Below are 20,897 nucleotides of genomic sequence, written 5' to 3'. Positions count from 1 at the left end.
GAAAAAGTGAAAAAGTTCCGGAATTCCTGCTCAAAGTTCCGGAATTAATTTATTTTTTCCGGAATTATGCTCAAAAGTTCCGGAATTCCGATGTTTGCAGGTGCCATAAACCTTTAAAATTTAGTCACTCATCTTCTTCTTGATACATTTTCTCCACGTATTCTTGAAATCTTTTTGCAGCTGGACTTAAATATTTCTCCTTGTTCCAGGCTAATCCAATCTTTCTTTCAAAAACAGGTTCACGAATGGACAATTGCTTTATATTTCCGATGCGTAAGCCTTCTATTTTTGGAAGTAGAGAGATGCCGAGATTAGCAGAAACAAATCCTAGAACTGTAACCGCTTCATCTCCCTCGAAAGTGATGGACGGTTGGAGTCCTGTGGCGTTAAATATTTGATCAAAAACGGTCCTTATACTATATCCCTGTTTTAATGTAACAAACTTGTATTCTGCCAGCTCGTGAATGGATACATTTTTTCGATTCGCTAAGGGGTGGTCATTTGAGACAAAAGCAAAGATCTTTTCGTTCCACAAATGTACCCATTCAATTCCACGTCTTTGTTGCGTGATGGCAGAAAAGCAAAAGTCTATCTCTCCTTTATCTAGCTGATCGAGTATTTCGTTCGGAGAGTTTTGATACATTTCAAAATGTACGAAAGGATACTCTTTTAAAAAATGATGAATAAGCTTTGGAACAGAGGATGCCCCGAGTGATTGCAGAAAAGCTATTGATATTCTTCCATGATCGGGGTCAACCAAATCTTGAAGCTCTTGCTTTGCCAATGAAATCTCTTTAAGTACTCCGCATGTCCTTTTATAAAACATTTTTCCATAACGGGTAAGGATTACTTGACGCCCAAGTCGTTCAAATAGAGGAACACCAAGATCGCTTTCTAGATTTGAAATTGAACGGCTGAGGGTTGGTTGAGCTATGGAAAGTATTTCTGCTGCACGGGTAAAATGTTGAGTTTCCGCCACAATTTTAAAGTATTCGAGTTGCTGCCACTCCATAAGTCACCTCTATTAATAGTAAATTTAATTCCAATCCATTACTTAATACTATCAGATTTATAATAATAATGTATTAGACGTCATCGATTATAAGTGTTTTAATGAAGACGAATAGATAGATCTTCCAATAAGTTAGCGATTTAGAAAGCGATTATAGGAGAGGATTAACATGCATGCAATCGAAAAGCTTTTAGCAAAAAAATCCGGAAAAACATCTGTGTCAACAGGTGAAATTGTCAATTGTGAGGTTGATCTTGCTGGGATTAATGATCTTTATCTGCAGACCATTCGCTCTTTCTATGAAATGGGTGGAGAAAAAGTCTATGACCCTAGTAAAGTCATCATGTTTCTCGATCATTATGCTCCTGCTTCGACGATTACACAAGCCGATAATCAAAAGCAATTTCGGGAATTTTGTTGGGATCAGGGCATTGATTTATTGATGGATACTAATCAGGGTGTATGCCATCAAGTCATGGCTGATCGAGGACTTTCCCATCCAGGTGAAATTGTCGTTGTTACCGATTCACACACAACAACCCACGGTGCGTTTGGGGCATTTGGAACAGGAGTTGGGGCCACCGATTTGGCCACCATTTTAATTACGGGTAAGCTTTGGTTCCGTGTACCTGAGATTGTACGTATTCATCTCGTTGGCACTATTCCAGAGGGTGTTTTTGCAAAGGATATCATCTTACATGTTATCGGCCAAGTAGGTGCTGATTATGCTGTTTACAAAGGCGTAGAATTTACGGGACCTGTCGTATCACAACTCTCAATTTCAGAGCGAATGGCATTATGTAATATGAGCACTGAAATGGGAGCTAAAACAAGCTACATTCAACCAGATGAGGTCACCTTTGATTATTTAAAAGCTAAAGTAACTCGGCCGTATGAGATTTTCACAACAGATCCGGACTTTCAGTATGCGGATGAACTTACTTTTGATGTTTCAAATTTAAGACCACAATTAGCAGCACCATTTAGCGTAGATAATGTTGCTGATCTTCAAGAATTTATTGGTAGACCTGTTGATCAAGCCTATTTAGGATCTTGTACAGGTGGTCGAGTCGAGGATTTAGCCGCAGCCGCAAAAGTCTTGGAAGGAAAGAAAATTAATAGTCGAACAAGATTTGTTGTCGTTCCAGCATCTCAAGAAGTCTTCTTGGAAGCTATGGGGCAAGGTCATATACAAACTCTTTTACAGGCAGGCGCAACATTTGTTACCCCTGGTTGTGCAGCATGTTTAGGCACACACCAAGGTATGCTCGCTGAAGGTGAGACATGTATTAGCTCGACAAATCGGAATTTTCCAGGAAGGATGGGTCATACGAAAGCGAATATTTTCCTAGGGTCACCAGCTGCTGTAGCTGCCGCCGCACTCGAAGGAAAAATTGTAGACCCAACGCAGTATTTAAAATAAGTTGACAAAGGAGATCCTTAGAATGGAAAAACAATTACAAGGAAGAGCTTTTGTTTTCGGTAAAAACATTGATACAGATCAAATATACCCAGGTCGTTTTGTTGAGCTGACAAATGTCGAGGATGTTGCCAAACATGCGATGGAGGGAGCAGACCCGAACTTTGTTAAACAATTCAAAAAAGGAGATATTATTGTTGCTTCAACCAATTTTGGGTGTGGTTCCAGTAGAGAGCATGCTGCGATTACTCTCAAAGCTGTCGGTGTCGGAGCGATAGTAGCTGAATCCTTTGGAAGGATATTTTATCGAAATGCAATTAATTTGGGAGTACCTGTACTCGTTTGTCCAGGGATTAGTACGGCCGTTACGCCAGGAGATGAATTAACGATTGATATCCAGTCAGGGACGATCGTCAACGAAACAAAAGGTTCCGTTATACAGGCCCAGCCGATATCGGAGTATATTATGAATATACTTGCAAGTAGTGGAATTAAAGCAATGATCAAAAATCAACTTCAACAATTATAGCGTTCATAAACTAGATGGGAGCTACTTCCTTTTTCTGGTTGCCACCATATTATTGATAGAATATGAAGGAGTTTGACTATGCCTTTAAAAAGAAAAAAACTTTCAATCATTGGAAGTGGATATACAGGTTCCACAGTTGCATTATTACTAGCGCAAAAAGAATTAGGAGATATTGTGTTAGTTGACACACATCATAATAAAAATGCAACGAAAGGAAAAGCACTTGATATGCTTCAAGCTAGTCCTGTCCAGGGGTTTGATGTCCATATTACCGGAACCTCAAATTATGAGGAAACCGCTGATTCTGATATTGTCATTATTACCGCAGGAATGGCACGTAAGCCTGGTATGAGTCGTGATGATCTTGTTCAAACGAATCAAAAGATCATGGCTAGCATCACAAAAGAGATTGTAAAATACTCTCCTAACTGTATCATTATAGTTTTAACAAATCCTGTTGATGCGATGGCATATACCGTTTTTAAGGAGTCTGGTTTCCCAAGAAACCGTGTGATCGGACAATCTGGGGTGCTTGATACAGCTCGTTTTCAAACTTTCATTGCGGAGGAATTAAATATCTCAGTGAAAGATATAAAAGGTTTTGTTCTCGGTGGACATGGAGACACAATGGTACCATTAGTAAGGTATTCTTATGCAGGTGGAATTCCATTGACAACCTTGTTATCAGAAGAAAAGCTTGCTGAGATCGTAGACCGGACTCGTAAAGGGGGCGGAGAAATTGTCGAACTGCTTGGAAATGGTAGTGCCTATTTTGCTCCAGCAGCCTCTTTAGCTGAAATGACGGAAGCAATATTAAAGGATCAGCGCCGAATATTACCAGCGGTTACTTATCTTGAAGGTGAATATGGCTATCATGATCTTTTTCTCGGTGTTCCGACTGTTTTAAGTGCAAATGGGATTGAAAAAATTATTGAGCTTACTTTAACAGATGAGGAGAAAACAGCTCTTGATCGCTCGGCAGAATCCGTAAAAACTGTTATAAATGTGTTAGCGTAATAATATAAAAAACAGTTCATCCATAAAGTTGTAAAGAGAGAGGTCGTCATCATTTGACGGTCTCTTTCTTTATGTCAACTAAGCCAATTTCAATAAAGATTTTACAATAACTCCATATTAAATTAACAAAACAGTAAAATTTTCTGAATATTTTAATGATAAACTGATCCAGGTTGTCAAAAATTGTTGCATCTAGTTAGCTCGTGTCAAAAATGGTGACTTTGGGAATGGGATGAAAAACAAGGAGGAATTTTAATGAAGCGTAATGAAAAGTTCAGCTTTTTCAGTAAGGTTTTTCTTGCCGGTACATTACTAGTTTCCGGTATTCCAGCTTATGCAAGTGATGCATTCGCAGAAACGGGCTATCAAAATTCGCTGGAAGTCAAAAAAATTGCAGGGTATAAAATGGGTCAGGCAAATGCAGATGGTGGCGTTGCTGAAATTGTTAAATACAACGCCGATAACGCAAAATTCTATGTGATTAACGGGCAGGAACAAACACTCGATATCGTCAGTCTTAAAGGTTTAACATCATCAGATACTGTTCAGCAACTTCAAAAAGAGAAATCAATTAATATTGCAGATGCAATAAAAGATGCAGAATTTACATATGGAGATTTAACGAGCATTGATATCAATACATCACATGACATGATCGCTGTAGCTGTTCAGGAGAAGGATTATACAAAACCAGGGAAAATCGTCGTCATCGATTATGATGGAGAAATTAAAGCTGAATACGAAGCAGGTGTCCAGCCAGATATGGTCAAAATAGCTGACGATGGAAAGTATATATTATCTGCTGATGAGGCGGAGCCTCGTCTAGGTTTAGGTCATGTTGATCCAGAGGGTTCTATTACGATTGTGGATGTGGCTTCTGGAAAAAGCAAGCTAGTGAAATTCGATGATGTACATGTGATTGCAGACGATGTTCATATTCGCAATAATGGAACGAAAGCAGATGCAAGCAAAGACTTTGAACCTGAATACATTGCCATTTCAAAAGATGGGAAAAGGGCCTATGTAACGTTACAAGAGAATAATGCGATTGCGACAATTGATATTGAAAAAGGCAAAGTTTTATCTGTAAAATCCCTTGGATATAAGGATCATTCCTTGCCAGAAAACGAACTTGATGCTGCAAGAAATGGAAAAATTGAATTCGAAAATTTACCTATTTTAGGCGTGTACATGCCAGATGCAGTTGCCTCTGTCAATATTGGTGGCATTGATTATTTAGTGACGGGTAACGAGGGAGATGCAACAGAGTGGGGCGAAGATGATTCTGAATTTATCAATATAGCAGACTTTAAAGATTTCAAAGATTCGATCACACTTACTAAAACCTTTCAAGGGATGTCAGCTGAAGAAGCACAAGAAGCATTTGAGAGGATGAAAGGTTCAAAGGATTATGACAAACTTGAAGTATTAACCGATCGTGGAACAGATGCAATCTATACATTGGGTGGCCGCTCTTTCTCTATTTGGAAGGCTGACACAATGGAACTGGTTTACGACAGTGGAAGTGATTTCGAAAAAATCACAGCAGAACGTCTTCCAGATTATTTTAACTGGTCAAATGATGATGATGAAATGGACAAGCGTAGTGCGAAAAAAGGTCCAGAGCCTGAGGATGTAAAAGTCGGTGTGATTGGTGATCAAGTTTATGCCTTTGTCGGTCTTGAGAGAATCGGTGGGGTGATGACCTATAATATTTCCAATCCCCAAAATGCGCAGTTTGCTAACTATCTAAACACAAGAGATTTCTCTGCTAAAATAGCAGGGGATGTAGCACCAGAAGGTCTCGAATTTGTTCCGCAAGATCTAAGCCCAACAGGTCGTCCACTTGTGATTGTCGGAAATGAGGTAAGTGGAACGGTTTCTGTGAATGAATATCAAGTTCCTATTCAACCAACACCACCTGAAGATCCGAACAGTGCTTATGAAGAACTAGATAAGAGTTTAATGAACGAGGGCGGGAACATCATTTTCGATTTTTCAATAAACTCGCAGTTAAGCTTAACCTTAACGACAGATAAAGTCACAGACATATTAAGTGCAAATCCAAAAGCAAAAGTTAAAATCATAATGGACACGATTGAGGTTGAATTGCCGCTAATTTTATTGAAAAATGTGCAACAAAGCGTTACGATTAGCATAATTCCGAAGTCATATGAAGGTGCAGTTGGTCCAGTATATGACTTAACAATTCAAGCTGAAGATGGAACAGTCATTGATAAATTTGAAGACAATAAAGGTATTCTTCAGTTTAAAGTTGAACCAAATAAGATTGAGAATTGGGCAAATGTTGTTGTTTATTATATTGATGAGAATGGAAAGAAGGCAGAGAAAATCACGCCTACAAGCTATGATTCTACTCTAGGAAAAGTATGGGTAGAAGTAAGCCATTTTAGTACATTTGGAGTATTTGAAGAAACTTCTTCAGATAATAATGGAGAAGATTCATCCGATGATCATAAAGACTCCAATACTGACGGCGATCAATCGGGTGATAAAGGCTCTGATAGTGGAGATAATTCAGCGAATTCAGGTGGAAATGTACCTGGGAATAAAGATTCTAATACAAATGGAAAGCAATCAGAGAAAAATAGTTCAGGAAATAAACTTCCAAATACAGCGACAAATCACTTTAATCTCATCGCAATAGGCTTCGTGATAGTCATCTTAGGTGGGATTGGAGTATTCATAAGAAAAAGAAGAGTTATGCACGATTAATTGCTTCGGTCAACTGAAGATCCCTCTGTTTTAAGGGGGATCTTTTTGAACTAATGTAAAAAAGATATGAGGGAGATTATGAAAAAATATTACCTTATTATATTGGTTGGGGTTTGTTTAATTGGCTATGCATCATGGGAAATTGTTCAGTCTAAAGTGAAAGCCAGCCAAACATTGGAGGAAGCTAAAAGAGTTGTTGTAGAGTCATCAGCAGATAGCGTGAAAGATACTTTTTCACCGAAGCAAGGAGATACGGTAGGTTTATTAAAGATTCCCGCAATCAATTCAGAATTAGCCATCGTTGAAGGAACCGATCCCGAAGAATTAGAAAAGGGAGTGGGTCATTATAAAGGGTCCTATTTTCCAGAACAAAATGGTCAAATTGTTTTATCTGGACATAGAGATACCGTGTTTACGCGACTAGGTGAGCTAAAATTGGGAGATGAACTCCAAGTTGAAATTCCTTATGGAGAATTCTCATATAAAATTATTGATACTAAAATCGTTGACGCAGATGATAGAAGTATTATCACATTACAAAATGAAAAAGAAGAGTTGATTTTAACGACTTGCTACCCTTTTGGATACATTGGAAATGCACCACAACGATATATTATCTATGCAGAAAAAGTAAAAAACTAACCGTTCCGTATTCAGTTACCTTCTTAATTAAGGGCTCATTTCTCAAACATCGTTGCTTTTGGACAATAGGATTTATACACAATATTTTGTTTGAAAAACCGAAAAAGAAATTTATACGTACCGCACGCCCTGTATGAGACGGAATGGCTGGCACTTTAGTCATTTCAAAACCACAATCCGTATTGAATAGACACACCAAAAGACGTATGAATGGGCATACGTTTTAGGAAATTATAAATTCCCTCGACTTGTGGATAGGTTCGTATAAACAGTAGGCGTATCGGTATGAAAACATAACAGGAAAAATTCCGCTTAATGAGCAACCATCATGAAAAAGAGCCGAAATAACAGGAAGAATTCCTGCTATTCCCTCAAAAAATGCCAAAATAAACGTTTTTGCCCTCCATAAGCGGAAAATCTTCCGTTATTTCTCCTAAAAGGGACGTCATTGAGGAGATAACAGGAAAAATTCCGCTTAAGGGGGAGAGATGTTTGGAACGAATAAGTCAAACCGGAAGCTCCTACATTTTGTAGGTGTTTTTTTTTCATATATCCTCATCACGACTCAAGTTAAAAAATAGCTCTCTTTTTCAACAGAAAATTGGTTGATAACCTCCTAGTTTGGGACAAAATAGGATCAATACTTCCAAATTTCTGTTCAAGGATGGTTGAAATGATCCTCTTACTTTTAGCTTCAATATCTTGGATAATACTGATTGTATTATGCCTCATTCCGAAAAATTTAAGAGTTAATGAGCTTGTTTTTTTGTACATGCTTATTGAAATAATCACCATTTCAATCTTCACTTTCCTTGATATTAATTTGCATTGGGTCATCGTGTCTAAAAGTATAAAGGGATCTCTTTCCATGTATTTGGCTCGCACTTTGATCATTCCTTTCCATTACCTCTTGTTCATTAGCGTGCTTTTTTCACATATAAAAGCGAAGTGGAAAGGTTTAATATCGGCAGCAATTCTAATCTCATTATGCCTAAATGACCAAGTATATTTATGGGGGAAGGTGATGTCCTTTGAAAACTGGCATGTCATCTATTCAGTTTTGATGTATGGAGTATTCATGCTGCTCCTTTGGTGGATCGCACATTGGTTTAAGGGACTTGAAAAAGGAGAACATCAACAGACATGAAGGTAATTTACTATGACAATCAATTTAATTTGAATGAATGGTTTATCATTGGTGCACTTGTTATTGGCGTTTTAGTAGTAGTTTTACTCCCCAAACGCTTTACTCAACAGACAACAATTGTTTTTATTACCACAGGTGTGTTTTTTGGTTTCTTTGCCGATCACGGTCTCAGTGTTTTGCCAGTAAGCTTTTATGATGTAAATGATAGTAGTCACTTTGAAGTGATGGATTTTTTTTCGCATATCATGTACGGTCCATACAGTTATCTATTCTTTTATCTATTTCATCTTTTAAACGTCAAGCCACGTTATACACCGATATATGTGTTAGCTTGGGCGTTTGTGAGTCTAGGTATGGAAATCATTTGTAAAAAAATAGGGATCTTCCACTATCGACATGGATTTAATTTTTATTATTCTTTTGTCATTTATTTATTGGTTCTAAGTTTCTGGGTGTATTTTTATTCGCTGATTATGAAATACGGAAATAAAGAATTATAAGCAGGGGATTTGCTGCGAGAGTAGACATATTTCTTTGAAATTCGAGGAAAGATAAAGTCAAACTGGCTTGCCGGATTAGGGGCGTTCTATAGATGATGGGAACCGCTTTTTGGAGTCATACAATTTGGTTTATCCTACTCGGAATAACGACGATTATTGAGTTAATTGTTATCTTCTTAAAGGTAAAACAACGAAAACCCATTTTTGCTTTGTATTTAACGGTTAGTGGGATGACCTTTTTCTTTGAAATGATTATTTTATCTGTTTTAAAAGCGTATACGTATTTCCCCAAAATCATTTTGAACTCTCCACCGGATGATTCGATAGTTGGAAATTTATTTTCGCAGTTCTCAGTATCGGCTACAGCACTACTGCTTGCCACATTGAAACTGAGATATTATTGGTATATTGTTTTTGCCGTACTATATGGATTAATTGAGGAATTATTTAAAGCTTTGGGGATATATAAACAAAACTGGTATCAAACTTGGATGACCGTTGTCTTTTTGATGTTTTTTTTCTGGGTAACAAAGCAAGCTTATCGTATTTGTTTTACACGATTGAAAGGTTTTCTATCGTACTTATATATATTTCTCGGATTGTTAACGTTGCATCAAAATACCATTGTTTGGGTATTACGCCTAAGTGGTATTCAGAAATTCAGTGATCATTTGCTTGCCGATAAGGTACATAGTCTGATTCTGTTATCGAGCATGTATATGCTACTACTTGGTACAATCATTATGATTATTTATTATGCGGGAATTCGCTGGAAATGGAAAATCGCAGTGATCGTATTCCTTTATATGGCACATTTTTTGGCTATGAAGCTCGATTTGATGAGTTTTAAGGAAGGCTGGTTTTGGATTTCTTCATCCATTTCTATATGGAGTATGTACTTGTATACTTACATGCTTGATACATTATATTCAAGTAGGAAGGGAGCTTTATATAGACAATTGGAAAATGAACGCTAAATTTACAATCTTAGATTCTGATTTTTAGGTGCAAAGCCTTTAAACCCTAATTGAAAAACAAAGAATCACTCCTGAGGTCAGGAGTGATTTTTCATTAGTAATTTGATTCTATTTTCGGTTTGGGTATCTTGAAGGGGGATATGGACGGAAACTTCAAGATCAGCATAGCCCAATGGTTGCAGTGTAAGATGATCAAAGGTCAGTACCCCGACGTCTGGATGATTAAGGACTTTATAGGCATCTTGATCATCGAGTACATCATGTTGTTGCCAATAGTTTACAAACTCCTCACTTTTTATAATTACCTACGGGTTTTCAGAATAGACTACGAACGCTAATAGAATAGAACGACAAGAAATATTTAATCAATTAAATGGGGAATAAGTAAATGTTTCGTAACAAAACTGGCTTAGAGAAATTCTCAGCCAGTTTTGTTATAAAGTTTTGGAAGGCTAATTTATATTTCACGAATAAAGCGAAATGCCCGACTAATCGTTGTTGGAACAATGGAAGCATGATTTTCATCTGAAGCGATATACAGCATTCTGGAAGAACTAGGTAATTCTTCATAAAACGCTTTTGCATCCTCTACCATGAAGCCTTCATGTTCACCGACAGCGATAAATAATTTTTGCAGATCGTGAGGATGAGCCTTTTTTACATAATCAAAGAGCTCTTTTCCGTTCCACCAAATAGAAGGACTTATGGCAAGATATGTTTGAAAATCGTGACAGTGAGTCAAATAGCACCAAATTGTATAGTATCCAGCTAAAGAATGCCCATAAAGCGTTTGTTTATTTGTATCCACCTCAAACTTTTTTTCAATAAAGGGTTTTAGTTCCTCTTCCATGAATTTTTGAAATAGGGGTGCTCCACCATTTTCTCCTAGGTCCATTTGTTTCCCTTTAGCATGTTTAGGGAAAATATATTGGGCTGCAGGGGCGGTGAATTCATAGAATCTACGCTGCCTCATATCCTGCTCATCGTGACAAATACCGACAACGATACTCGGTTCTATTCTCGTTTTCCGTTTATTTTGTGACTGAAGTTTAATCGCATGTTTAGCAAATTCAAAATAAGATTGTCCATCCAACACATAGATAATCGGAAATCCTGTTTGAGGAGGAGTCGTATTCGGTACATACACTTGAATGGTATATTCATACTCAGTTGATTGCGAGAAATACTGAAACTCAAAATCTCTTTTTTGCAAATTTTCCAGTCTCCCTTACAAGAAAATAATCATTGAATGAATCCAATAGTAATACATTCCTTCGCTATCATACAAATCTATTTTCTATTTTCTCATACTAAAAAATTACAAAAATGAATGTACATACTTGAAAAAAATCCATTATTTATAAAAATAAATGTTTATTTTATAGGAAATCGTGGTTTGATTTAGGGAAAAATGTCCATTCTTTCATCCGCAAATATCTATTCATTTCCCTAAAATGGTTTGATAGGATGGGATTAGTAATGAGAATCAATATCAATTAAAGTTGGAGGGAAATAGATGAGTAAGTATTGGAAATATGGAATGGCAGCCTTGTTAACCTTTTCTTTGGCTGCTTGTAACACATCAGAAGAAAGTAATACAAAAACAGAGGAAAAACCGGTTGAAACAGCAACCAAATCAGAGGTAGAAGAAGCGAAGGAAATAAAATTGAATTACTTAGGGGCAGAGTATACCTTCTCAAACCCAGTAGAGAATATTGTAGCCGCAAGCTTTGAAGCAATGGAAGATTCAGTCGCTCTTGGCATTAAACCAGTCGGTGTTTTAGAAGTGGGTGGAAAAATCCCCGAATATTTAAATGAACTAGAGGGAGCAACATTAGTTGGAAATAAGAGAGCCCCGAGTGCTGAAGCCATTCTCGCGCTAGACCCCGATGCCATCATTGGAACGTCTAAATGGGGGGAAGATGTGATGACTCAAATGAATAAATTGGCTACGACTCTCCCATACTCTCATATTTCAGCCAATTGGAAAGATAATCTATTAGCTTTAGCTGAATTGACCAATAAAACGGCAGAAGCTGAAAAATTGATTGCTGATTATGAACAAAAAGTGGCGGATACAAAAGAGGAGATTGCTAACTCTGACATAAGTGAAAAATCAGTTCTCATGATTCGTGTCCGTGGTGGGTTAATGTACGTTTATCCAGAGAATGTTTATTTCAACCCGATTCTTTATCAAGATCTAGGATTAAAAGTTCCGGATGTCGTTGCAAAGGCTGAAGCACAAGCGGAAATTTCATTAGAAACGTTATCAGAGGTAGACCCAGATAGTATCTTCTTACAATTTGAGGAGACAGAAAATGCCGATGCTCCTAAAGCGTTGGAAGAGCTTCAAAATAATGCGATTTTTAATAGCTTGAAAGCATCAAAAAATGGAGAAGTGTACGTGAATACAATCGCCCCATTAGCTGAAGGTGGTACAGCTTGGTCGAAAACAAGATTTTTAGATGTTGTGGAAGAAAATTTACTGAAGTGAGCTGATTTCACGCTGTAAGACGGTGCGCGAAAAACGAATATTAAGAGGTTACGTCGCTTATTAAGCCATATGCGTTCGTTTTTTAACTTGAAGTGTAGATTAAAATATGGAAGTGGGGGATTGGAAGCAGGATGATTCTTTGCTTCCAATCTTCACGTTAGAAGATAGGTGCAAAAGAGTGAATCAAACAGCTAACATTCGAAAGATTATTATGCTCATAACTCCTGTACTCATCATCGGGATTACGGTGATCTCTGTATTGTATGGAACAAAGGAGATAAGTATTGAAACGATTTGGCAAGCGCTGTTCGATTTTGATGAAAGGAACGCTGATCATCAAATCATTCGCACTAGCAGAATCCCTAGAGCAATCGCCGTTTTATTCGTCGGTGCCTTTTTAGCTGTTGCAGGAGCAATTATGCAAGGAATTACCCGTAATTATCTTGCCTCACCCTCTCTAATGGGGGTGAATGATGGCTCTGCTTTTGTCATCACAGTGGCCATTGTATTTGTGCCAGGATTGGCTAATTATCAAATGATTCTATTATCGATTATTGGTTCTGCACTTGGAGCAGGCCTAGTTTTTGGATTTGGAGCAGCGATTAAAAATGGGTTATCACCTGTACGGCTAGCGATTATTGGAACGGTTATTGGAACTTTTTTAAGCAGTGTCGCATCCGCTATTGCGATGTATTTTCAAGTCTCCCAAACCGTTGCCGCATGGTATAACACAAAAATTCATATTGTGAACACCGATATGCTGTTGCTTTCCATTCCATTTGGCTTAGTCGGGATGCTCATCGCTTTATTTTGTGCACGTGCCATTACGGTCACATCCTTAGGCGACGATATTGCGGTTGGACTTGGGCAAAAAACAAAGTTGATTCGCTACTTATCGATGATTGCTGTTGTTTTATTAACCGGAACTGCAGTGGCCCTTGTCGGAAAAATTGCTTTCGTTGGACTGGTGATCCCGCATATCGTTCGATTTTTAGTAGGAGTAGATTATCGATCGATTATTCCATGTTCCATCCTTGTTGGGGCTTTTTTCCTTAGTCTTTGTGATTTAGTTAGTCGTTTTATTAACTATCCTTTTGAAACGCCGATTGGGGTCGTCACCGCTTTTGTCGGCATCCCATTCTTCCTCTATTTAATCCGCTCTCGTGGAGGTGATAGGCATGCCTAAACGAAAGAAGAGTCAGTTTTTTATCAAAATAACTATCCTTTTCTTACTTATCTTTATCGGATTTTACCTCCATGTCACTAATGGCATGTTTGATATGAGTATCTTAGAGGTGGTGAATACCCTTGTTGGTTTAGAAGATAATGAAAAGTTTCGCTTGGTTATTTTCGAACTTCGCCTCCCGCGGATTGTGATTGCGATTTTAGTAGGGATTGGTTTAGCGTTAGCTGGCTGTGTGCTACAAGGGATTACGAAAAACGATCTTGCTGACCCGGGGATTCTGGGCATTAATGCAGGAGCAGGAGCGGCCGTTGTCTTTTTCATGTATTTCTTTCAATTTCAGGCGGTGCGTACAGATGGTTCTGAATGGCTAAATATTATGATGATGCCGTTATTTGGATTAGTCGGTGGAACCATCGCTGCTGCAATTATTTTTGTTCTTTCCTATAAAAATGGTCGTTTAGATGTACAACGATTGCTGCTAACAGGGATTGCCATAAATAGTGGATTCGGAGCCTTGTCTTTGTACCTCTCCTTGAAAATGAATGAAAAAGACTTTGAATCAGCTGCTCTTTGGCAAGCTGGTGCGATCTATAATGCAAACTGGATATTTATTATTTCGATGCTGCCATGGATTCTCATTTTAGGATTCTATTTATTTAAAAAGTCTTATTTACTCGATTATTTTCAGCTTGAAGATAACATGGTTGTCAGCTTAGGAATTCATTTGGAAAGGGAAAAAGTCATTTTACTCCTTGCTAGCGTTGGTCTAGTTAGTGCCTGTGTATCAGTATCTGGAAGCATTGGTTTTATCGGATTAATGGCTCCCCATATTGCCCGTCAATTAGTGGGGGTTAAACATCGCTATGTTGTTCCTGTGAGCGCACTAAGTGGCGCAGCATTGCTTGTGTTTTCTGATTTTATTGGAAAAACCTTATTTGCGCCATCAGAATTAGCGGTAGGGATTGTTGTTGCCATTATCGGAATCCCATACTTCTTGTATTTATTAGTTAAATCCCGATAAAAGGAGGGCGAGCGGATGCAAACGGCTTTCCGTATTAAAGAATTAACAGCAGGTTATGAACGAAATCTGATTTTTGAAAACTTAACAGCTTCAATTGAATATGGAAAAATAACGACGATCATTGGTCCAAATGGTTGTGGCAAATCAACCTTACTTAAAACAATGGGACGGATATTGAAAAAGGAAAGAGGTCAGGTGTTTATTCAAGAGCAGGACATGCAGACTCTTTCAACGAAGGAAATTGCGAAACGATTAGCAATTCTATCTCAATCTCCTTCAGCTCCTCCGCAGTTAACAGTAGGAGAATTAATTTCATACGGTCGTTATCCCCATCGAAAAAATGTCAATCGTCTGACCGAGCATGATAAGGAGATGATTGAGTGGGCGATGGACGTAACTCAAACAGCTGAGTTCGAAGCACGTGAGTTGGCTCAATTATCAGGTGGTCAAAGACAACGAGTATGGCTTGCGATGGCATTAGCGCAAAAAACGGACATTCTTTTATTGGATGAACCTACGACATACTTAGATATGGCTCATCAAATTGAAGTCTTAAAAATTGTAAAAAAATTAAATGAAGAGCACCATTGTACGATTGTCATGGTCCTGCATGATATCAATCAGGCTTCTCGCTTTTCAGATACGATTATGGCGATGAGAAATGGGAAAGTGTTAGCGACTGGCACACCTGAAGCGATTATGACACCATCCGTTTTGAAAGAGGTATTCCAGATTACGGCTAATATTATCGAGGATGAGGGGATTCCGATTTGTGTATCGTATGATGTACTCTCATGAAGGTGAAGGAAGGAGAATGGACATGTCTTTGTGTATTGGCTTAACTCTTTCCCCAACATGGCTAAATGGAGATGGTTGGAGGAAGGATGATAGTAAAGCTGAGCAGCTATTGTCAAGTGATTATTATCTAGAATTGGCTAAAAAAGCAGAAGCTTCCAAGCTGGATTTTGTCTTTAAACCAGACAGCCTCTTTCTAAATAAAGAAATGATCAATCAATCTCCAGGCTTTAGTAGTTTAGATCCTATTGTATTGCTAACCTCTATTGTGAGAGAAACTGAGAAAATTGGTCTTGTTGCTACGATGTCAACCACTTTTAGTGAGCCATTTACTGTTGCCAGACAGCTTCAATCCCTAAATTGGATTAGTAAAGGGCGCATCGGTTGGAATATTGTTACATCTATTGAGGGGAGCGGGAACTTCGGAAAAAGTTCAATGCCATCTTCAAAAGAAAGATATGACCGAGCACTAGAATTTACCGAAGTAGTGCGAAAACTTTGGGAAAGCTACCCAAATGAATCCCTTACAATGGATCGTGAATCAGGTCAATTTGCCAATAAAGATATGATTTCTGCCATTCACCATATAGGCGATTTTTATAAAGTAGAAGGTCCATTGAATATCCCGTCATATTGTTCTAAGTCAATTCCATTCTTTCAGGCAGGTGCCTCTAATGTAGGCAGAAACTTTGCTTCACTAGTGGCGGATGCGTGCTTTGCCGCAACACCAGATATGGAGTCAGCAATTGAATTAAGAAGTGATTTGCAAAAAAGAGCGAATGAACATGGGCGTAAAACGGAGGCCATCCGTGTTTTACCTGGCATGCACTTCTTTTTAGGAGAAACCCACGAGGAAGCAACACTGCTTTATAAAAATGCACATACCCATTTAACGACAGAACAGAGATTAGGATCGGTTAAACGAATCTTAGGAGTGGACCTAAGTCATCTTCCTCTTCAATCGAAAGTAACGACTGATCACATTCCTGAAGTGTTCACAAACGTACGAAGTAAAACGCATGCAGATTTATTAAGAAGGATTATTGTCAAAGAAGAGCCAACCTTGCAAGAATTACTTTTAAAACCTGAAGTAATTGGTTCTGCTCATTGGGTGATAGTAGGTACAGCTGAGGAAGCTGTAGCAGAAATCACAAAATGGTTTGAGCATGGGGCATTAGACGGATTTATTGCTTTACCAGGTGGCTCTGTCCGATCATTGAATCTATTTTTTGAAAAAGTAGTCCCTCTATTAGTCGAAAAAGGGTTATTTAGAGAAGAGTATACCGGCTCTACGTTGCGAGAGCATTTGAATAGTAACAAATCGAGGGGACGGCATCCCCTCGATTAACCTTGATGTACTTTTCGATAGTTGCTTGGTGACATTTTCGTAATATTTTTAAATACTCTACTAAAATAGAAACTATCTTGATATCCAACTGCTTCGGATATTTCAGAGACGGTTAACTCACTAATGGTTAACAATTCTTTCGCTTTTGAAATTCTGTATCTCGTTAAATACTGAATCGGGGTTAAACCGGTAATTTTCTCAAAAAGATAGGCAATTCTTCTCCGATCTATATCGAACATATCAGCTACTTCACTAATGGATACTTCTTCCTCATAGTGAGTATGAAAATAATCTAAGATTTTCGTCACTTGCTGCAACGTAAAGTTATATTGACTATTTCTAGCTCCATGTAAAATGGCTTGAAGGAGATTCATAAAAAGAACCTTTAACTCAAATTGCGAAAAATAATCAGGATTCATATTTTTGCCTAATAACTGTTGAATTACATTTAGGACATCGTCCATATGATCAATTTCAATCGAGAAATGCTTGTTTATAAATGATTTAAAGTGCTCTTCTGCATGGATTAAATGATAGTGTATGACGACATAACTCCACTCTTCCTCAAACGTTTTAATCTCTATATCCATACCTGCACCAGCATGAACGATCAAATTTTCATTGATATAATAGGGAACTCCATTCAATGAGAAGCGAGCGGAGCCCTTTAATGGTATGATCAGTCCACAAGTTTGCGAATCGGTCTTGCGATTTGTATCTATTTTTCCAGCCGGTAATGTACTTTTAAACGCATTTCTAAATTCAATCGAGGAGGTCGCAAAATACTCGATTAATTCATTCGTTTTGATAGCCAATGTAGTCACCCTTTATAAACTCAATTGAAAATGATTATCATTATTAATAATTATATCAATATTTAATCCAAAAATCCTCCCAAATTATTACGATAAAGGTTCTTTACAAGATGTATTTGCCATACTAAGCTTGGAAATGGATAGAAACAAGTTGATTTTTAGGGAGAGAATACGAGCGTGAAAAAAATTTCATGTATATCAATTTTCATTTTTGTTCTTTCAATGTTAATTGTTGGTTGTAATAGTAAAGAAAATGTTAAAGAAGAGAATACGGAGAATGCAACTGCTGATAGTGAAGTAGTAGTTACATCTGATCTTTCTAATGGAGAAGATTTTGAATGGGTAGCAGAGAAACAAGAAGAATTAACGGTTTTAATCAAAAATCAATTAAAAATAAAGGAAGAGTCCGTTTTGTTAGTACTTTCACAAATAAGTGAAGGAGAGCTTTCTCTAACAGCAGTATTAGATGTAGACCAAGAACTTGATAGTAAATCGATACAGGAACTCGTAGAAAACATGATTCAATTAATTTCAGAGGATGGAGCTTTCAGAATCAATAAAGAAAATATCGTCATTACAGACAGCAATAATAAGCAGCTTAATTAGGAGTGAATATAGAATTGTGTGAAGCATCGTCGATTGATAATTATTTTTTTAGTTAAATAGTAATGGATGTTGAAGAAAATTTCCCAATGGAACTTTAATAAAAATCGATTGGTGATCATAATGAAATATTTCCGGGAAATATATCGATAGCTTCATAGCGTTCCGAACGGTATGAATAGTATTAGCTAGTTGTATAGACAACTATATCGGTTAATGCTATAATCGAACCGAGATATCGGTTGAAAACGCATTCAGATAAGTTTTTGCACTAATTATTTTTAAATGGGATTTAGAAGAATGCGAAATCGATTCGTTAAAAAATATGTAAGAGGAGGTCTTTTACCATGATGAAGTATTTACAAAATCTTGGTAAGTCCCTTATGTTACCGGTTGCGGTGCTACCTGCTGCTGCCCTACTAATGGGGATTGGATATGCTATTGACCATGAAGGCTGGGGTGCCGGAAATCCAGTTGCTGCCTTTTTCATTGGGGCAGGTTCATCGATTTTAGATTTTATCCCGATTCTTTTTGCGGTTGGGGTCGCCATTGGGATGACGAAGGCAAAGGATGGTGCGGCTGCACTTAGTGGTTTAGTCGGCTATCTTGTGATAACAAAATTACTTTCTACTGATTCAGTTGCGAATTTAAGGCATATTCCGGTTGAAGAAGTAAATATGGCTTTTGACGGAATCGAAAATGTTTTTATTGGTATTATGGCGGGTTGTATTTCAGCGGCCCTTTACAATCGTTTTAGTAATGTAAAACTACCAGATGCTTTAGCATTCTTTAGTGGGAAACGATTAGTTCCGATTTTAACGGCAATTGTTATGTTGGGCGTTTCCATGATCATGTTATTTGTATGGCCAGTTGTTTATTCTGCTCTTATTTCATTCGGAGAAGCGATTAGTAGTTTAGGTGCTGCTGGAGCTGGTTTATATGGATTCTTTAATCGTTTATTAATTCCGACTGGTTTACACCATGCACTAAACAATGTGTTTTGGTTTGATGTAGCAGGAATTAATGATATCGGAAATTTCTGGGCTGGTAATGGTGAACAAGGGATTACTGGAAGATATCAAGCTGGTTTCTTCCCAATCATGATGTTTGGTCTCCCTGCAGCAGCTCTTGCTATGTATCATACAGCGAAAACAAAGCGTAAAAAGCAAGCCGCATCACTACTAATGGCCGGTGGAATTGCTGCATTCTTAACCGGGGTTACAGAGCCGCTTGAATTTTCATTCATGTTCTTAGCGCCAGCGCTATATGTGGTGCATGCTGTGTTAACAGGGATTTCCTTATTTATCGCGGCAACATTCCAATGGACTGCAGGATTTGGCTTTAGTGCCGGACTCATTGACTTTGTATTAAGCTCACAGCTACCTTTAGCAAATAAGCCGTTTATGTTAATTGTGCAAGGATTAGTATTTGCTGTTATCTATTATGTCGTCTTCCGATTCCTTATTTCGAAGTTTAACCTCAAAACACCAGGACGTGAAGATGAGGATGTTGTCGTAAATGAAGATATGGCTCAAGCTGGTTCAAAAGACCGATTTGGCATCATGGCTGAGACGATTTATGCAGGACTAGGTGGAGATAGCAACGTCGTTTCAGTTGATAACTGTGCAACTCGCCTACGTGTTGAAGTAAAAGATATGGACGCTGTTGACCAAAACAAAATTAAAACAACCGGTGTTCCTGGAATTAAAGTGGTTGGAAAGAATAGTATCCAGGTCATTGTAGGAACCCAAGTACAAGCAGTAGCAGAAGAAGTGAAGAAAATCCGTAAAGAAGATTAATTAAAAAAGGCTAGTATCTACTATGGATACTAGCCATCTTCTTTGGGAAAAATAAATCAACTATGTTTTCAATAAATGCAATTAGTCACGTTTCATGGTCATTTTAAATTTATATTTATCTGCTCGGTAGGTAGAGATTACAAATTCGATTGGGGTATGTTCTTCATTTTGTAAAAAGGTGGTGCGCTCCATCACTAAGACGGGACTATCCTTTTTAATCTTCAAATACGTTGCTTCGTCATCGTTTGCAAGGGAAGCTTCAATGGTTTGATGACCAAAGCCAATTTTAACGTGCAATTTTTTTTCTAAGTAATCATAGAAAGAAGTTGAAAATTCTTGAACATTCATATCACCAATGATTTTTTTCGGTGTGTAAATGGTTTCTAATGCTACAGGTTCCTCATTTGCTAAACGAACTCGCTTAATTTTGCAAATCATGTCAGTAGGAGAAATAGCCAGAATGGAAGCCAGTTTTTCATCTGGTTGTTCAAAATCAAAGCTAATTAATTGATTAGAAGGGATGAGTCCACGATTTCGCATATCTTCACTGAAACTAGTGAGACCGGATAAATCCTGTTCAAATTTCTTATCTGCGACAAATGTACCTTTTCCTTTTTCACGATAAACAAGTCCTTCTTTTACCAAATTATTGATTGCTTGTCGTACAGTCATCCGACTAATTGCATATTTTTCGGCAAATTCTCGTTCTGACGGTAATAGATCTCCAGGTTTAAAATGTTTTGAGTAGATCATACTTTTTATTTGTTCTTCTAATTGATAATATATAGGTATATGGGATTGTTTATCAATCAAGGAAATACCCCTCCTTCTTGGGAACGTAAGACACTATAAATTT

General features: G+C 37.7%; 20 protein-coding genes. 15 read left to right on the top strand and 5 right to left on the bottom strand.

Going from position 1 to position 20,897, the window contains the following annotated elements:
- Window positions 1-124: 124 nt before the first annotated feature.
- Window positions 125-1,012, bottom strand: coding sequence for a LysR family transcriptional regulator (locus BMSHG_RS09510; protein ID WP_019154220.1), 888 nt, complete (start codon window positions 1,010-1,012; stop codon window positions 125-127).
- Between the two features lie 169 nt (window positions 1,013-1,181).
- On the opposite strand from BMSHG_RS09510, the gene BMSHG_RS09505 reads away from it, so the two are divergent.
- The 8 genes from BMSHG_RS09505 to BMSHG_RS09460 all read left to right on the top strand — a co-directional run bounded on the left by BMSHG_RS09505 (window position 1,182) and on the right by BMSHG_RS09460 (window position 9,980).
- The gene (locus BMSHG_RS09505; protein ID WP_019154219.1) at window positions 1,182-2,435 is read left to right on the top strand and encodes a 3-isopropylmalate dehydratase large subunit; all 1,254 of its coding nucleotides are present in this window, start codon (window positions 1,182-1,184) and stop codon (window positions 2,433-2,435) included.
- Window positions 2,436-2,457: 22 nt separating this feature from the next.
- On the top strand, window positions 2,458-2,961 hold the full coding sequence (locus BMSHG_RS09500) for a 3-isopropylmalate dehydratase small subunit (RefSeq protein WP_019154218.1): 504 nt from the start codon (window positions 2,458-2,460) through the stop codon (window positions 2,959-2,961).
- A 78-nt stretch (window positions 2,962-3,039) separates the two neighbouring features.
- On the top strand, window positions 3,040-3,978 hold the full coding sequence (mdh, locus tag BMSHG_RS09495; protein WP_019154217.1) for a malate dehydrogenase: 939 nt from the start codon (window positions 3,040-3,042) through the stop codon (window positions 3,976-3,978).
- Between the two features lie 255 nt (window positions 3,979-4,233).
- Window positions 4,234-6,714 (top strand): choice-of-anchor I family protein, encoded by a 2,481-nt coding sequence (locus BMSHG_RS26010; RefSeq protein ID WP_019154216.1) that lies wholly within the window; start codon window positions 4,234-4,236, stop codon window positions 6,712-6,714.
- Window positions 6,715-6,792: 78 nt separating this feature from the next.
- A complete protein-coding gene (locus BMSHG_RS09485; RefSeq protein ID WP_026073393.1) occupies window positions 6,793-7,356 on the top strand; it encodes a class D sortase in 564 nt (187 codons plus the stop codon).
- 1,024 nt (window positions 7,357-8,380) lie between these two features.
- Window positions 8,381-8,503, top strand: coding sequence for a hypothetical protein (locus BMSHG_RS29270; RefSeq protein WP_019154212.1), 123 nt, complete (start codon window positions 8,381-8,383; stop codon window positions 8,501-8,503).
- Window positions 8,500-9,003 (top strand): hypothetical protein, encoded by a 504-nt coding sequence (locus BMSHG_RS09465; RefSeq protein ID WP_019154211.1) that lies wholly within the window; start codon window positions 8,500-8,502, stop codon window positions 9,001-9,003. The genes BMSHG_RS29270 and BMSHG_RS09465 overlap by 4 nt, the downstream gene beginning before the upstream one ends.
- Window positions 9,004-9,095: 92 nt before the next feature.
- On the top strand, window positions 9,096-9,980 hold the full coding sequence (locus tag BMSHG_RS09460; protein WP_019154210.1) for a hypothetical protein: 885 nt from the start codon (window positions 9,096-9,098) through the stop codon (window positions 9,978-9,980).
- A 77-nt stretch (window positions 9,981-10,057) separates the two neighbouring features.
- Here BMSHG_RS09460 and BMSHG_RS29445 read toward each other — a convergent pair whose 3' ends face one another.
- Window positions 10,058-10,279, bottom strand: a complete 222-nt coding sequence (locus tag BMSHG_RS29445; RefSeq protein WP_392397251.1) for an MmyB family transcriptional regulator — start codon at window positions 10,277-10,279, stop codon at window positions 10,058-10,060.
- Window positions 10,280-10,437: 158 nt separating this feature from the next.
- Window positions 10,438-11,193 (bottom strand): alpha/beta hydrolase, encoded by a 756-nt coding sequence (locus BMSHG_RS09450; protein WP_019154208.1) that lies wholly within the window; start codon window positions 11,191-11,193, stop codon window positions 10,438-10,440.
- A 303-nt stretch (window positions 11,194-11,496) separates the two neighbouring features.
- On the opposite strand from BMSHG_RS09450, the gene BMSHG_RS09445 reads away from it, so the two are divergent.
- The 5 genes from BMSHG_RS09445 to BMSHG_RS09425 all read left to right on the top strand — a co-directional run bounded on the left by BMSHG_RS09445 (window position 11,497) and on the right by BMSHG_RS09425 (window position 16,824).
- Complete coding sequence (locus BMSHG_RS09445; RefSeq protein ID WP_019154207.1) at window positions 11,497-12,474, top strand: ABC transporter substrate-binding protein; 978 nt, start codon at window positions 11,497-11,499, stop codon at window positions 12,472-12,474.
- 211 nt (window positions 12,475-12,685) lie between these two features.
- A complete protein-coding gene (locus tag BMSHG_RS09440; protein ID WP_034658723.1) occupies window positions 12,686-13,660 on the top strand; it encodes a FecCD family ABC transporter permease in 975 nt (324 codons plus the stop codon).
- The gene (locus BMSHG_RS09435; RefSeq protein ID WP_019154205.1) at window positions 13,653-14,681 is read left to right on the top strand and encodes a FecCD family ABC transporter permease; all 1,029 of its coding nucleotides are present in this window, start codon (window positions 13,653-13,655) and stop codon (window positions 14,679-14,681) included. The genes BMSHG_RS09440 and BMSHG_RS09435 overlap by 8 nt, the downstream gene beginning before the upstream one ends.
- 15 nt (window positions 14,682-14,696) lie before the next feature.
- The gene (locus BMSHG_RS09430) at window positions 14,697-15,479 is read left to right on the top strand and encodes an ABC transporter ATP-binding protein (protein WP_019154204.1); all 783 of its coding nucleotides are present in this window, start codon (window positions 14,697-14,699) and stop codon (window positions 15,477-15,479) included.
- Between the two features lie 22 nt (window positions 15,480-15,501).
- Window positions 15,502-16,824, top strand: a complete 1,323-nt coding sequence (locus BMSHG_RS09425) for an NtaA/DmoA family FMN-dependent monooxygenase (protein WP_213083598.1) — start codon at window positions 15,502-15,504, stop codon at window positions 16,822-16,824.
- On the opposite strand, the gene BMSHG_RS09420 is transcribed toward BMSHG_RS09425, so the two are convergent.
- Window positions 16,821-17,648 (bottom strand): AraC family transcriptional regulator, encoded by an 828-nt coding sequence (locus BMSHG_RS09420; protein WP_392397247.1) that lies wholly within the window; start codon window positions 17,646-17,648, stop codon window positions 16,821-16,823. The genes BMSHG_RS09425 and BMSHG_RS09420 overlap by 4 nt on opposite strands.
- A gap of 168 nt (window positions 17,649-17,816) precedes the next feature.
- On the opposite strand from BMSHG_RS09420, the gene BMSHG_RS09415 reads away from it, so the two are divergent.
- A complete protein-coding gene (locus BMSHG_RS09415; protein WP_019154201.1) occupies window positions 17,817-18,245 on the top strand; it encodes a hypothetical protein in 429 nt (142 codons plus the stop codon).
- Between the two features lie 344 nt (window positions 18,246-18,589).
- Entirely contained in the window at window positions 18,590-20,041 is a 1,452-nt protein-coding gene (gene nagE / locus BMSHG_RS09410; RefSeq protein ID WP_019154200.1) for an N-acetylglucosamine-specific PTS transporter subunit IIBC, read from the top strand.
- 81 nt (window positions 20,042-20,122) lie between these two features.
- Here the strand turns inward: nagE and BMSHG_RS09405 are convergent, their stop codons facing one another.
- A complete protein-coding gene (locus BMSHG_RS09405) occupies window positions 20,123-20,854 on the bottom strand; it encodes a GntR family transcriptional regulator (protein ID WP_019154199.1) in 732 nt (243 codons plus the stop codon).
- Between the last annotated feature and the right edge of the window lie 43 nt (window positions 20,855-20,897).

The organism is Robertmurraya massiliosenegalensis JC6, assembly GCF_000311725.1.
Taxonomy (GTDB): Bacteria; Bacillota; Bacilli; order Bacillales; family Cytobacillaceae; genus Robertmurraya; species Robertmurraya massiliosenegalensis.
Note: the sequence above shows the minus strand (reverse complement) of the source record. Positions and strands in the feature narration are given on the sequence as shown.